At 42.4% G+C, this 14,935-nt stretch carries 14 protein-coding genes; 8 read left to right on the plus strand and 6 right to left on the minus strand.

Annotated features, from left to right (window positions below; translation table 11 throughout):
* Positions 1-110 precede the first annotated feature (110 nt).
* The 3 genes from metN to L4C54_RS05105 all read left to right on the plus strand — a co-directional run bounded on the left by metN (position 111) and on the right by L4C54_RS05105 (position 2,751).
* On the plus strand, positions 111-1,145 hold the full coding sequence (metN, locus tag L4C54_RS05095; protein ID WP_428807312.1) for a methionine ABC transporter ATP-binding protein MetN: 1,035 nt from the start codon (positions 111-113) through the stop codon (positions 1,143-1,145).
* On the plus strand, positions 1,135-1,812 hold the full coding sequence (locus L4C54_RS05100) for a methionine ABC transporter permease (protein ID WP_428803560.1): 678 nt from the start codon (positions 1,135-1,137) through the stop codon (positions 1,810-1,812). Before metN ends, L4C54_RS05100 begins: the two co-directional genes overlap by 11 nt.
* Before the next feature lie 129 nt (positions 1,813-1,941).
* Positions 1,942-2,751 (plus strand): MetQ/NlpA family lipoprotein, encoded by an 810-nt coding sequence (locus L4C54_RS05105; RefSeq protein WP_428803561.1) that lies wholly within the window; start codon positions 1,942-1,944, stop codon positions 2,749-2,751.
* Positions 2,752-2,911: 160 nt separating this feature from the next.
* On the opposite strand, the gene L4C54_RS05110 is transcribed toward L4C54_RS05105, so the two are convergent.
* Together L4C54_RS05110 and syd are read right to left on the minus strand one after the other, a co-directional pair.
* Positions 2,912-3,700, minus strand: coding sequence for a Zn-ribbon-containing protein (locus L4C54_RS05110; RefSeq protein WP_428803562.1), 789 nt, complete (start codon positions 3,698-3,700; stop codon positions 2,912-2,914).
* Positions 3,701-3,721: 21 nt separating this feature from the next.
* Positions 3,722-4,267 carry a SecY-interacting protein gene (syd, locus tag L4C54_RS05115; RefSeq protein ID WP_428807313.1) on the minus strand — a complete coding sequence of 182 codons (546 nt, stop codon included), beginning with the start codon at positions 4,265-4,267 and terminating at the stop codon, positions 3,722-3,724.
* A 113-nt stretch (positions 4,268-4,380) separates the two neighbouring features.
* On the opposite strand from syd, the gene queF reads away from it, so the two are divergent.
* From queF to xni, 5 genes are all read left to right on the plus strand, one after another.
* Positions 4,381-5,226 (plus strand): NADPH-dependent 7-cyano-7-deazaguanine reductase QueF, encoded by an 846-nt coding sequence (gene queF / locus L4C54_RS05120; protein WP_428803564.1) that lies wholly within the window; start codon positions 4,381-4,383, stop codon positions 5,224-5,226.
* Positions 5,227-5,248: 22 nt separating this feature from the next.
* The gene (locus tag L4C54_RS05125) at positions 5,249-7,507 is read left to right on the plus strand and encodes a tetratricopeptide repeat protein (RefSeq protein ID WP_428803565.1); all 2,259 of its coding nucleotides are present in this window, start codon (positions 5,249-5,251) and stop codon (positions 7,505-7,507) included.
* A 116-nt stretch (positions 7,508-7,623) separates the two neighbouring features.
* Complete coding sequence (locus L4C54_RS05130; RefSeq protein ID WP_428803566.1) at positions 7,624-9,189, plus strand: GGDEF domain-containing protein; 1,566 nt, start codon at positions 7,624-7,626, stop codon at positions 9,187-9,189.
* 264 nt (positions 9,190-9,453) lie between these two features.
* A complete protein-coding gene (gene ppnN / locus L4C54_RS05135) occupies positions 9,454-10,830 on the plus strand; it encodes a nucleotide 5'-monophosphate nucleosidase PpnN (protein ID WP_428807314.1) in 1,377 nt (458 codons plus the stop codon).
* Positions 10,831-10,916: 86 nt separating this feature from the next.
* Entirely contained in the window at positions 10,917-11,687 is a 771-nt protein-coding gene (gene xni / locus L4C54_RS05140) for a flap endonuclease Xni (protein WP_428807315.1), read from the plus strand.
* Positions 11,688-11,856: 169 nt separating this feature from the next.
* Here the strand turns inward: xni and rlmM are convergent, their stop codons facing one another.
* Genes rlmM through L4C54_RS05160 form a run of 4 tightly spaced genes read right to left on the minus strand, consistent with a single transcriptional unit; the run spans position 11,857 to position 14,872 of the window.
* Positions 11,857-12,948, minus strand: coding sequence for a 23S rRNA (cytidine(2498)-2'-O)-methyltransferase RlmM (gene rlmM / locus L4C54_RS05145; protein ID WP_428807316.1), 1,092 nt, complete (start codon positions 12,946-12,948; stop codon positions 11,857-11,859).
* Complete coding sequence (locus tag L4C54_RS05150) at positions 12,945-13,343, minus strand: DUF423 domain-containing protein (protein WP_428807317.1); 399 nt, start codon at positions 13,341-13,343, stop codon at positions 12,945-12,947. The genes rlmM and L4C54_RS05150 overlap by 4 nt, the downstream gene beginning before the upstream one ends.
* Entirely contained in the window at positions 13,333-13,971 is a 639-nt protein-coding gene (locus tag L4C54_RS05155; RefSeq protein WP_428807318.1) for an alpha/beta fold hydrolase, read from the minus strand. The genes L4C54_RS05150 and L4C54_RS05155 overlap by 11 nt, the downstream gene beginning before the upstream one ends.
* Positions 13,964-14,872 carry a transcriptional regulator GcvA gene (locus tag L4C54_RS05160; RefSeq protein ID WP_428807319.1) on the minus strand — a complete coding sequence of 303 codons (909 nt, stop codon included), beginning with the start codon at positions 14,870-14,872 and terminating at the stop codon, positions 13,964-13,966. The genes L4C54_RS05155 and L4C54_RS05160 overlap by 8 nt, the downstream gene beginning before the upstream one ends.
* Positions 14,873-14,935: the final 63 nt, after the last annotated feature.

The raw sequence follows: 14,935 nt of genomic DNA on the forward strand, positions 1-14,935 counted from the left end.
GTCTAGACGTAAAAATATCTATTGACACAAATAAGCGAACACCATAGCATCCTCTACTAAATGAGATACAGTTCAAAATATTATTCTGTTGTCCCTGCACAGGAAAGAAAATGATTGAGATAAATCAAGTAAACAAGATTTTTTACCAAGGCACAAAAGAAATTGTGGCGGTAAAAGACATCAACCTTCACATCAAGCAAGGCACCATTTTTGGTGTGATTGGCTCATCAGGTGCAGGGAAAAGCACCCTGATTCGCTGTGTGAACATGCTGTCAGCGCCAACCACTGGCTCTATCGTTGTCGATGGCGTGGACTTAACCAAGCTAAGCAAATCAGAACTAAGTGAAGCTCGCCGTAATATCGGTATGATCTTCCAACACTTTAACTTGCTCTCGTCACGTACCGTATTCGACAACATCGCTTTACCTTTAGAGTTAGCAGGTAAAAGCAAAGAGCACATCGAGGGGAAGATTTCTGAACTGTTAAAGCTTGTTGGCTTATCAGATAAGCGTGACACCTACCCGGCTAACCTAAGCGGTGGTCAGAAGCAGCGTGTTGCTATTGCCCGAGCATTAGCATCTGACCCGAAGGTTCTACTGTGTGACGAGGCAACAAGTGCGCTCGACCCTGCAACGACTCAATCTATTTTAGAGCTACTGCGTGAAATCAACAGCAAACTTAGCATTACTATCTTGCTTATTACGCACGAGATGGATGTGGTGAAAGGCATCTGTCACGAAGTAGCGATTATTGGTGATGGTGAGTTGGTTGAAAAAGGCACTGTTGGTGAGATTTTCGCTCACCCTAAGACAGAGCTAGCACACGAATTCATTCGCTCGACGCTAGACCTGACTATTCCGGAAGATTACCAAGTTCGCCTACAAGAGACACGTGTTGAGGGTAGCTACCCATTAGTACGTTTAGAGTTTACCGGTGAAACAGTTGATGCTCCGTTAGTATCGCAAATAGCTCGTAAGTTTAATATCGATGTGAGCATTCTCAGCTCAGATTTGGATTACGCTGGCGGCGTTAAGTTCGGCATGATGGTCGCAGAGCTTTTTGGTAATGAACAAGACGATAATGCCGCAATTGAATTTTTGCGTGAGCACAAAGTAAAAGTAGAGGTACTTGGTTATGTCCTTTAACAGTTTGATGGATTGGCTTAGCCTAAATGGAGACCTGTTACTAGGTGCTACATGGGAAACAATCTACATGGTTGGCGTTGCAGGTATCGTCGGTTTTGGCGTTGGTATCCCGCTTGGTGTGATTCTACACACAACCAAAAAAGGCGGCTTACTAGAGAACACCAAATTCAATGCAGTACTAGGCGCTATTGTTAATATAGGTCGCTCAGTCCCTTTCTTAGTTCTGATGGTCGCGATTATTCCTGTAACTAAACTGTTAGTGGGTACATTCATCGGAACGACTGCTGCAATTGTTCCACTAACGATTGGCGCAATTCCATTTGTTGCTCGCTTGATTGAAGGGGCTCTATTGGAAGTACCGACAGGTCTTGTTGAAGCAGCGCAATCAATGGGCGCAACACCAACACAAATTATTACTAAAGTACTACTGCCTGAAGCTCTGCCTACTATCATCAACGCTGTAACGATTACGTTGGTGACATTAGTGAGCTACTCAGCAATGGCGGGCACTGTTGGCGGAGGCGGCTTAGGTGATGTTGCTATTCGATACGGTTTCCACCGCTATGATGTGGTCATCATGGGTGTAACGGTCGTTATGCTAATTGTACTGGTACAAATTATTCAATCGATTGGTGACGCTATTGTTCGTCGTGTCGATCACCGTTAAAGCGGCTAATTACTGATAAAACCGCTAATAACGAACTAAAGTTATTTACCACAGATAAAAAGTTAAAAAAGCTCGCTATTTAAAAGCAGCTAATTACACAATATTCATTTTTTGATAAAGGAGATAATCATGAAATTTAGCCTTAAAGGTTTACTAACCATCGCAGCAGCAGCGTCTGCACTTGTTCTAGCCGGTTGCGGCGACAAAGCTGAAGACAGCAGCAAAATCAAAGTTGGTGTTATGGCTGGCGCTGAAGCACAAGTTGCTGAAGTTGCAGCAAAAATTGCTAAAGAGCAATACGGCCTAGATGTTGAGCTAGTCACTTTCACAGATTATGTTACTCCAAATGCAGCACTAGACGATGGTTCTATCGATCTTAACGCATTCCAACATAAGCCATACCTTGATCAACAAGTGATTGACCGTGGTTACAAAATCACAATCGCAGGCAACACATTCGTATACCCAATCGCGGGTTACTCAAAAGAAGTCGACTCTGTTGACCAAATCGAAGATGGCGCTCGCATTGCCGTTCCAAACGATCCAACAAACCTAGGTCGTTCACTGCTTCTTCTTGAGCAACAAGGTCTAATTACTCTACGCGAAGGCGCTGGTCTACTAGCAACGGTTCGCGATATCGTAACAAACCCTAAGAACATCACGATTGTTGAACTAGATGCTGCGCAACTTCCTCGCTCTCTAGATGACGTTGCTCTGTCTATCATCAACACGACTTACGCAAGCTCTATCAACCTAACACCACAAAACGATGGTATCTTCGTTGAAGACAAAGACTCTCCATACGTAAACCTAATCGTTTCTCGTGAAGACAATCTTGATGCTGAAAACGTACAGAACTTCGTTAAAGCGTACCAAACTGAAGAAGTTTACAATGCTGCTTCTGAAATCTTCCAAGGTGGTGTGGTTAAAGGTTGGTAATCAGCCCTTAGCTTCTTGAAGTAAAGTTATGCCGTAATGTCATAACAACTTGAACCATTAAAAAAGCCGATATTGTCCACTAGCTATAGTGAGAAAATATCGGCTTTTTTCTTTCTACACGAAGCCTTATTTTACAAAGGCTATCCATAATTAAAGACAGTTACGAATGGTACGTTTTAATCTGATCCCACGAGATGTTAGATACAATACGACAGTCATCGCACTTAAAGTGGAACATGTCGTGTGCAGGTTCTTCGAGTAACCACTCACCACCACACTTAGGACACTTACGCTGTTTTTCATCCGCCAAGCTTTTACCACCAACACGGTATTGGTAATAGTAGGTAGGTACTTTGGTTAGAAACTCAATTCGGCCTCTTAGATCCCAGCCACGACGAAACAGCAAACTATCCACATCACAAATCTCTTTCTGTGTCGCGTATTCAGCTTTGCAGCTCCCCGCCATTTGAATTTCATCACACGCTTGCCACTCAGTTTGCCACTTGATCAGCGCTTTATGATCGCCATTAAACGTAGGCGGATTACGATAGAGCGGAATTGGCAATAAGGTTTCGCCACTACGGAGCGGAGAGCAAGTATGAACAAAAGTGGTGTAAAGGATCTGCCAACTAGGCGTCTCTTCTTCCGCAGTCTCTTCAGAGTTTAAGTCTCTTCCAAGTAATCGCATTTTAGGAGCTAGCAAACTCGCTTCAGATAAGCGGTCAAAACAGACTTTAACAAAATCGGAGTGATGCTTTGGGTGTAAGCTATCTTGCTCTGGGCAAACAACACGGACAAAAAACTCGCCCTCGCCCATCACTATTGGAAATTCACGGCCAAGCGCTTGGCCGTTATACCTTAATGCATCCATTAAACCATTAATGGCTTTATCAACAGCACTAACGGTTGTGTTATCAAAACACTCAAATTGCAGTTCAACTACGTACATGTTCTTCTTCTCGAATATTGGCTAAACAGCAGGCTCTAAGTTAGTTAGAAACTCTTGAAGATCTTGCGCCAATACATCTCGCTTATCGGTACCAAGCCGCTCTAAAAGTACATTACCAGACAAATTACAGATAGAAATAACATCTAGCTCAGCGTCAGTTGCTGCAATAAATACCGTTGGTTTCAATTTCAATCGTCGCTGCGTAACCAAGTGACCGAGGATATTCTCTTGTAGAAGCACAAAATCATCATCACTCCAAACCTGCAGCAGTGTTAATTCATTACCTTCCCATTTAGCATTCATATCTGCGCTATATTGAGCTCCATAGAATGCTTTAATATCATCATGTAATGTCAGCTCAATCCCATTCTCAACATTAGTGAAATCGGCATATTTTTCACGTGGATACGCTTTCCATAGCACGCTATCTTTCTGCTTTTCTTCTACACATGGCGACACTAACTCAACTAGGTCTTCATTTTTAGGAAGCGAGTTATGTGCTAATTGATATGCATCTAAATACCTTTGGCTAAATGTGAAAAGCTCTTGAGAGGTACGAGAAGTCATGAATATCTCCAAAATATCGGTAAGGAAAGCCTGCGAAGTGCTATTTCATTTAATGACAGTTCGCTAGGGATTGCGTAAAATTCTCGCCATTCTAATCTAATTTAAGACAAAGTATGAGCAAATATTCTGATGCCAAAGAGCTTGCAGGGCTGACATTAGGCCAAAAGACGCAATACACCAATCAATATGATGCAAGCCTACTTCAGCCAGTGCCACGTAGTTTGAATCGAGATGATTTGAACCTTGGTGATAGCCTTCCTTTTTTAGGCTGCGATATTTGGACTATGTACGAATTGTCTTGGCTAAATAGTAATGGTCTGCCACAGGTCGCGGTGGGTGAAATAGCAATCCCAGCAACCAGTGCTAACCTTATCGAATCTAAGTCTTTTAAGCTTTATCTCAATAGCTACAATCAAACTAAATTCAGTAACTGGGAAGAAGTTTCTGAACGATTACGTACAGACCTTTCGGCCTGTGCGGGTGAGTCAGTGGCATTGAATATTTACCCTGTTACCGATTACACAGACCAACCGATTGTCTCCATGCAAGGTGATTGTATTGATAACCAAGAGATTGAAATCAATAGTTACGATTTTGATGAGACACTGCTAGAGAATTCAATCAGCGAAGAAGTTGTCGATGAAACGCTACACAGCCATTTATTGAAGTCTAACTGCTTAATTACCAACCAACCAGATTGGGGCAGTGTAGAGATTCAATATCAAGGTCAAAAAATTAATCGTGAAGCTCTGTTACGATACATCGTCTCTTTTCGTGAGCATAATGAGTTTCACGAACAGTGCGTTGAACGTATCTATACTGACATCATGAAATATTGTCAGCCAACCAAGCTGACGGTATACGCTCGTTATACTCGCCGCGGCGGCTTAGATATTAATCCATATCGCTCATCGGAAAATGCGAAGCCTGCTCATAATAAACGAATGGCTCGTCAATAAGGAATTACTTAGGATGCTATCAATGCGCTGGAAGCGAGTTCTATGCTTAATGGTTTGTTTGTTTTCAACTTTCGTCAATGCGAGTGTTTACTCTTCTGCCACACTGAATGAAGCAAATAATTTATTAGGCATAGTGCCAGCGCAGTCAAAAGCGCTTACGCTCAATTACCTCACTCAGCGTAAGCTTATGACAGATCAAAATGAAAGTCCGTCGGCAATGAATCGTGATGAAAGTGACAGTACGGTTCGTACCCCAACAAGCACCATTGACGCATTAACAATTCTTGCTCAGGCGGAATACAACCTCGGTAATATCACCGCTGCAAATGTGCGTTTAGCCGAAGCAGAGCAACTAGCGACTCAGTATCGTCTCCACTATTTGAAGTTAAGCATTAAGATCCTAAATAGCCGCCTATCGTGGCTTCAAACGCGTAACTCTCAACAAACAAATCAAGATATTGAAGATATACAACTGAAGTACAGTGCAATTAAGCACGCTGACCAATTTGCCCGTGTTATCTACTATAAAATCTTCATGCTAAAAGCGGAAGTCGCCTCATACGATGGACATATAGAGTTAGCCAATCAATACTTTGCTAAAGTAAAGCCTTACGTTGACTCATTAAAATCCAAATCTACCTATATCAATTATCACATTGCTGTTGGCCAGCACTATCTAAATCATAAACTCTATAACCGCGCGCTCTCACAGTTGCTAATAGGGTACTGGCAAGCCATCGAAGATAACTCAAGTGGTCAATTGGCGGCAGTTAATCGACTGCTAGCTCAGCTTTTCTATGAGAGAAAAGTCTTTGATATCGCTCTTCGACACCTATCTCAGGCTGCTGATTTTTACGATAATTATCAAAGTTCAATCGTACTTGCTGATGTCCTTAAACAAATGGGCGATATTTACTTCCAGCAGTCAAAATATAACTTAGCACTTGTCCATTACTTCAACGTTATCGATCATGAACGTAAGATCAACAAGATTGAAAACGTCATTGATATACGTTTGTCTTTGGCGGCAACATATCTTCAGCTTTATAACTTTTCACTCACCGAACAGTATTTAAACAGAGCAGAGAACTTGTTGGAATACGCGAATATTCCAAGCCTAAAGGCAGAAGCATTGTTATTAAATGCAGGTCTGGCCCATCACAAGAAAGAGCCCGTCTTAGTATACGCTTACGCCAATGAAGCACTTGAGTTAGGTATTGAGTTAAAAGATCTCAGTATTCAAACACAAGCCTACCAACTACTTTATTTAGGTTTCGAACAGAAAGGGAATTTAGCTAAAGCGCTAGAGAATCTAAAACAGTTCAATTCATTATCTCGTATTCAGCAGCAGTCTCTAAACCTGATCAACGAAGAAGCCTTTCGTCAGCAAAAAGAGTTTGTAGAGCAAACTTTGCACCTTGCTGGTCAGAAAGAGGAACTCAAAGAGACTCACGACAAATTTATCAAATCACGTCGTATTTCTTGGGCTTTGTTTGCTCTCGGTGTATTGGTATTCATTGTTCTGCTTCGTCGTGGCTACGTGATTCAGCGCCTGAACTTAGACAATACCGCACTTAATGACGCACTGTTTACCCATTCTCGTTCAACGCTACCCAACTTACGCATGCTAAATGATAAGTTACCTACGTCTCTCGCGCATAGCCGTCATCAATTTGAACAGTGGCAACTGGGTGAATTGATTAATGAACCTTTAAATGATCGTCTAAAGTTCGTGCTCATTGATCTTCCATTTTTAAGAAACATGTACTTGCAGCATGGATATGAAGATGGCCTAAAGTTAGAGGCTTCGTTTGGTGAGTTCCTAAAATCAAAAGTTGTCGCTCCTGCTCGAATCTATCACTTCTCTGACGCCAACCTTCTCTACATCGAGCCACAAGGAGAAGATAATAAAGATCCTGAACAGATATTTAATAAAATACAGGAATGGGTGAAAGAATTTGAATCTGAGCAAGAGATGATGAGAATAGTAAGAGTCGGAATTGCTGATTACCCATTTTTACCACGTGCTTATACTGCTATTAGTGACAAAGAGTTGATTGATATATTACTTATGTCGACCAGTGTTGCTCGAACATTAAGTATGAAAGAACATTCAAGCCAATGGGTCTATTTAAAGGCTATTGAAAATGCACCAGCTGCGAGCCTTGCAACTGGAAATATAAGAAAAGCATGTAAACATTCAATCAATCAAGGCTTAATAAAAGTGCATTCTTCTTACAAGAATGAGGACAGCATCAAAAAACTATTAAAAGATGGATAAATCCTGTCCATTCAGACCTTAGATTCAGTGACGTAATGATTTATTTTGTTATTATCGATGAATTAGTTAATAAGATCATATTTGATCTTTTTATAATCGACGTATAGTTAAGTTGCATGGGCGTTCTCGAACAAGATTTAGAATTAGAGCTTTTAAAGCTAAAAAGCGAACTCGAGCAAGTTCGTTTGACACAACGAGATTCATCGTTCAAATTTAAACGAGAACAAAACGTTCTTAAGCGTATTGTTGCATCTCTCAGTTATGCTTGTGGTGAAGAAAATTCAAAACTAAGCGCCAACTTAGCTGATTTGCGTCATGCGCTTGAGCAACATAAAGATATCAGCACTCTAATACCTCGCCTCGCCGTATTAGAAAGAATGCTGAAACAACAGACGTTGACTATGGAAAAAAAGACTGTTCAGCTAGATTCACAAGTCAAGCACAGCGGTGAGACACTCCTGCGTGTAACTGGGCTACCGCCTAGGCTTAAGCGTGACTTAAGAGATCTCCTTAGTTACTCTGGCGCTCAACACACTAAAGATTCTACCCACGCTCTACAGCTTCTCGCTATCTATGAACGTTCGATTAAAATCATCACCTCCAATCCCGACACTGCATTATCTGAGATAAACAACGCCGCAGATAAAGAATTACTGTCACGCCTATCGGACGAACTTCAGCATTTAATTACTGAATTGGATTTTGAAGGCGAATCTGGTGACCTACTGATTGATATCAGAGCAAAGTTATTACTTGGCGTTTCCACACAGTCTTTGCTTGAGCTAACCCTACAGGTTCTAAAACTGGTTATCGATGGGACCAATTTTGAACGTAAAACCTCGGAACAATTTCTTGAGCAAGTAAACTCTTCACTCGCTACCACACTAAAAAGCTCAGGTCAGAGCGTGGATCAAAGCCAAAGCTACTTTGAGCAGCGACAAAGCATGAACAAAGAGCTTGATGCATTGGTCGTTAAGTCTAAGTCAACGATGACAACGTCCACTGATATTACTGAACTAAAACAAGAGATGAATCCTCTGTTAGTTCAACTCGCCTCTCTTTCTGAAAGATTGAATCATGCAGAGCAAAGAGAGCAAGCCCTTATCGAGCGGATGGGTTACGGAAAACAGCAATTAGAAGCCTTGTTTGATTTAACTCAGGATCATCGCCGCCGCCTTGAAGATCAAGCTAAGCGCATGTTGCTTGACCCTCTAACCAAAGTGTATAACCGCACGGCCTTTAATGACCGAATGGAATTAGAGTATCGCCGCTGGATTAGAGCGCAACACAATCTGCGAGTCGTTCTTCTCGATATTGATAAGTTCAAAGCGATTAACGATAGTTTTGGCTATGTCGCGGGTGATAAAGCGCTAAAAATTATTGCTCGTACTATTTCGAAAGAAATCTCTGATACTGACACCGTCGCAAGGTATGCTGGTGAAGAGTTTATTTTACTGCTTCCGGAGCGTGAAGATAACGAGTGCTACAAAATCGTCCAAACAATTCAAAGGCAAGTGAGTAAGCTGCCGTTTAAATTCAAAGATAAGAGCATCTCTATTACGCTATCCGCCACTAGCACACTGTTTAAAGAAGCCGACACCCCAGAAGAAGTATTAGAACGTATCAACCGAAACCTTCTCGAAGCCAAAAATTTAGGAACTAATCAAATAGTCTGGAAGTAAGCCTCAAGTTTATCCACTATCTTCAAATGGTTATCTTTTTCTCTAAACAATTATATTTTGCACTTTCAGTAAGCTTTAACTCGCTCACACTCCTCACTCTTTTTAATCCCCATTTGTAACTTTGTAGCACGAATTTTATTGATTTAATGTTTTCAAATAGTTACATAAAGAATTTCTTTGCTAAGATAATAAATACACCTTACGTTTTTCATCTGGTGTGTTTGTTTCTCTAGCTATTAATCTCCCCAATAATAGGAGGCGACTATGATCACTCATATTAGCCCTGCAGGCAGCATGGATCTGCTTTCTCAACTTGAAGTTGAGCGCCTTAAAAAAACAGCATCGAGCGATCTTTATCAGCTGTATCGAAATTGTACATTAGCCGTTCTGAACTCTGGCAGCCATACTGATAACTCCAAAGAATTATTAGAAAAATACAAGTCATTTGATGTCAACGTGGTCCGTCGTGAACGAGGAATTAAGCTTGAACTAAACGATGCTCCTGAGCACGCCTTTGTGGATGGCAACATTATTAAAGGCATTCAAGAGCACCTATTTTCGGTTTTGCGTGACATTGTCTACGTCAACATGCACCTTGCTGATAACCAACGACTCAACCTCACTAACCCAGCACATATTACCAACCTCGTATTTGGGATATTACGTAACGCAGGGGCGCTGACTCCCGGCATTGAGCCAAACCTTGTTGTTTGCTGGGGTGGGCACTCGATTAATCCGACCGAATATCAATACACCAGAGAGGTCGGTCACGAGCTTGGACTTCGTGAACTCAATATCTGTACTGGCTGTGGACCCGGTGCGATGGAAGGCCCAATGAAAGGAGCCGCTATTGGACACGCAAAACAGCGCTATGAGGAACGTCGTTACTTAGGTTTAACGGAACCATCAATTATTGCAGCTGAGCCGCCAAACCCTATAGTGAATGAACTTATCATCATGCCAGACATTGAAAAACGTCTCGAAGCATTCGTTCGTATGGCTCACGGTATCATTATTTTCCCTGGGGGACCGGGAACAGCAGAAGAGCTGCTATATATTCTTGGCATAATGATGCACCCAGAAAATGCCGATCAGCCACTACCCATTGTTCTTACTGGTTCAAAAGAGAGTGAAAGTTACTTCCGCTCCATTGATAGATTTATCGGTGACACCCTTGGTGAAGACGCACAAAAGCACTATCAAATTGTTATCGATGACCCAGAAAAAGCGGCTCAAATCATCAGCCAAGCTATGCCAGATGTCAGACAGTATCGAAAAGAGACGGGCGATGCTTATAGCTTCAATTGGTCGTTAAAAATTGGGCCTGAGTTTCAGCTTCCATTTGAGCCAACTCATGAGAGTATGGCTGATTTGGACCTACACCTTGAGCAACCAGCTGAAAACTTGGCAGCTTCGCTTAGACAGGCCTTCTCTGGCATTGTCGCGGGTAATGTTAAAGCAGAAGGAATCCATGAAATTGAACAACATGGCCCCTTTACGATTAACGGTGATGCAGCTCTGATGGAAAAGATGGATAAACTACTGAACGATTTCGTCGATCAAAATCGCATGAAATTGCCCGGTGGTAGTGATTACGTTCCGTGCTATCAAATAGCCACAACGGAAAGCAACGACCGATAGTCGTAACGACTGCCTCTCCAACGGTAGTAATCTATAACTGATTCATTACAATAAGGGCTGAATAAGCCCTTATTTATTGGAATGTTATGTCTATACACCTTGTGATCATCGATGCGCTCAATCTCATTCGTCGCGTCCACTCTGCTCAGCCTGATCCTGCGGATATCACAAGAACGATAGAAACCACCAGCCGAACGCTAAAACGCATCATTAAAGAGTCTGAGCCCACTCACATTATTGCAGTCTTTGATCATCACCTGCAAGATCGAGGTTGGCGAGCGGAAGTCCTACCTAAATACAAAGAAAATCGCAAACCCATGCCTGAACCGCTAATGCATGGTTTGGATAAAATTCAACAAGCTTGGTGGGATTTAGGGATTGATTCACTGCTCTCTGACGGTGACGAAGCCGATGACTTAGTGGCTACATTAGCGGTAAAAGTCGCAAAACACGGTGAAAAGGTCACGATCATCTCGACAGATAAAGGTTACTGCCAACTGCTTTCTCCTACCCTACAAATTAGAGATTACTTCCAACACCGTTGGTTAGATGCACCATTCATTGAACAAGAGTTTGGTGTGAAACCAAGTCAGCTTTCAGATTATTGGGGGTTAACTGGCATAAGCTCGAGTCAAGTACCCGGAATTCCGGGGGTTGGACCTAAGGCTGCCAAGGAGATTCTTAATTTATATCCAGATATTGAAAGTGCCTTCACTGCCGATGATCTTGTTCCTAAATATCGTAAGAAGTTTGATGAACACATTGAATCGGCGCGCACGTGTAAGATTGTTTGTGCGCTTAAAACAGATATAGAGCTGGGGTTTAATTTACAAGATTTACGCTTTACTGGTCAGTAACTTTGTTGGCCGGTAGCCTTACTCGTTGGGAACTTTACTCGCAAGTCATGACAGTACTAGTCGGTACCTACGCTCGATAATCGCTATTCAGACCGGTCAATAGATACAAAAAATCCCACTATCCTCGCCATCAGCGAACATACGTGGGATTTCAATATATCAGGTGTGCTTAGTGCGCTGAGATATTCGATAAACACTGAACATGAACAGTGATCTCTTCACGGTCATGATACAAGTGCTTCGCTTGCAGCTTAAACTTCACATTGTTCTCTTCTAAGAACTGCTTCAAGTTTTCGATATCTTGAAGAACCTCATCATATCGGCCTTTCATCGGCAGCTTAAGGTTAAAGATTGCCTCTTTAGCCCAACCACTGATGATCCACTCACCCATCAACTGAGCAACGCGAGATGGCTTCTCAATCATATCGCAAATAAGCCAAGTGACGTTCTTACGATCCGGTTCAAACTTAAACCCATCTTCTTGATGGTGCTTAACCTGACCGGTTTCCATTAGGCTGTTTGCCATCATTCCGTTATCAACCGCATGAACAAACATCGAACGTTTCACTAACTGATACGTCCAACCGCCCGGACAAGCACCTAAGTCAACGCCCCACATACCCGATGCTAAACGCTCATCCCACTCATCACGAGGAATGAAAACATGAAACGCTTCTTCTAGTTTTAGTGTCGAACGGCTTGGCGCATCTGATGGGAATTTTAAACGCGGGATACCCATAAAGAATTTTGAGTTGTTATTAGGATAAGAGAAACCCACATAACAGTGGCCCGGAGCTACGAAACAGACATGTAGCACAGGCTTTTTCGGGCTATCTTTGCTAAACAGCAAGTCTTTACCACGCATCGCTTGACGCATCGGTACGGTAAACTTACGACAAAACTTGAGCAGCTCTTTTGCTTCGTTGGTATCTGGTGTTTCGATACGAATATCGCCACAACGAGGAAAACCGTCCACTTCACTCAATTGTTGTAAAATGGGTGAGATACGATCTTCTGATGGTAGTTCGCTTACTTCCACAGCAACGGCAAACATTTGACGAGCAAAAATAAGGGACTGAAAATCAACAGCTTTAATCAATTTGGCTGCATCACCTTCTTGGTAGCACTCAAACAGCACATAGCCGGTATTTTTCTTTACACGAGGGAAGCCAAACACCTCTAAGTGATTCGCTTTATCTTGAATTTCACCTGCGCACTCTTTTTCAAAACCAGAGCGGCAATAGAGCATGACGTGTTTCACTTGTTAACCTCTTTTAACTGTAGTGCTGCGGCAGTAAACAATCCCCACCCAAAAATAAAGAGTAGACCACCAAACGGAGTGATAGGTCCGAACCATTTAATTCCGGTCAGAGCGAGTGCATAAAGGCTGCCACTAAAACAAAGGATGCCGATGATAAAGCAAATCGCGGCAAGGAAAAAATACTTTCGTGCTTTTGAGTCAATATTTATCCGAATTAAAATAGCGCATAACGCAATCGCGACGGTATGAATAAACTGATACTGCACACCCGTTTCGAACGCGCTTAATAACTGAGGCGATAACATGGCCTTTAAACCATGAGCTGCAAATGCCCCTAACACGACTGATAGCCCACCAGACAAACCGCAGAACGTGAGTAATGACTTACTTCTCATTGTAAACCTCAAAAATGAATTCGCTAAGTTTCTCTACCGTTAAGGCAATATTTTGCGCTTCGGTAAAGCCCGAGCGGACTCTAGGCTTAAAGCTATGATCACCATCAGGAATAAACTCAACTCTGATATTTTTTGATAAAGCGAACTCTGGCAACTCTTCTCTTTTCCCCATAGTGTCACGCTCTCCTTGTAAAATGAGACACGGCTTATCAAGCGTGGCCAAATGTTCGCCTTTGTACTTTTCTGGCTTACCGGGAGGGTGAAATGGGTAGCCTAAACATGCAACTCCTGCCACCAACTCTTCTTCAGCCAGTAAGCTAGCCATACGCCCTCCCATTGACTTACCACCTATAACAACAGGCTTATCGGCCACATCTGCTATAACCTGCTTGTAGGCTTCCAAAAGCTTTGGTGCGCGATCTGGTGGACGCTTAGTGCCCTCTTTAGCTCGAATGACCATGTAAGGGAAATTAAAGCGAATCACTTTAATTCCTTTTTTAGCTAAACCAGAGGCGACTTGCTGCATAAACGGATGATCCATACCAGCCCCGGCACCATGAGCAAAGATAAACAATGGCTGTTCCTTCATTGCATCATCAAGCTGCCCATCGATAATATAGTTACTCATCTAAAAACACCTCTTGTTCACTTTGTGCTTTGGCCAACATCCAATCTCTAAATGTCGCAATTCGTCCCATATCTGCCTGCTTGTCATGGCACACCACATAGAACGCATTCTTAGTGACGAACTTCTCGTCAAATGGTGCAATCAGGCGCCCTGCTTCTAGCTCAGGTTGTGCTAGTACGTTATTCCCAAGAGCGATGCCTTGCCCATGCGCAGCCGCTTGCAGCACCATGGTTGAGTGGCTAAAAATAGGACCATGATTAACATTCACTCCCTCTAACTCGTATTGCTTAGTAAACTGTTTCCAGTCCTTACGAGATGTATCGTGCAATAACGTGTGAGACTTTAAATCTTCAAGAGTTTCTAATGGCTTATTTCCCAGTAACAATGCTGGAGAACATAAAGGGACCAAGTATTCTTGATACAACTTATCAGCACGTAAACCTGGCCAGTTCCCGCGACCATAATAAATCGCAACATCAACATCATCCGTGAGCGAGCCATCATCCATATCCACAGCTTTAATTCTTACGTCAATATCCGGCTGCTGCTGATTGAAATCCGCTAAACGAGGTACGAGCCACTGAATTGCGAAGCTAGGTTGCAAACTGATGGTTAATGCGCCCTTCTCACTTCGCTCTAGAACTTTGTCCGTTGCCTCGGCAAGCGATGAAAAAATATCTTTGATATCGAGGAAATAGCTCTGCCCTTCTTCGGTTAATAGTAACGAACGGTTACGACGACGAAAAAGTTTTAGACTCAAAAATTCTTCTAATGCTTTTATCTGATGGCTGACCGCAGCCTGAGTAACAAATAATTCCTCGGCTGCGCGTGTAAAACTTAGGTGTCGGGCGGCGGCTTCAAACACTTTCAGCGAATTAAGTGGTGGCAATCTTCTAGACATAGGGACACTCAATAATATGGATTAGTTTTTTTAATCTGAAACATTATAAATTGTCGATTGCTT

The organism is Vibrio lamellibrachiae (assembly GCF_050337265.1).
GTDB lineage: Bacteria > Pseudomonadota > Gammaproteobacteria > Enterobacterales > Vibrionaceae > Vibrio > Vibrio kyushuensis.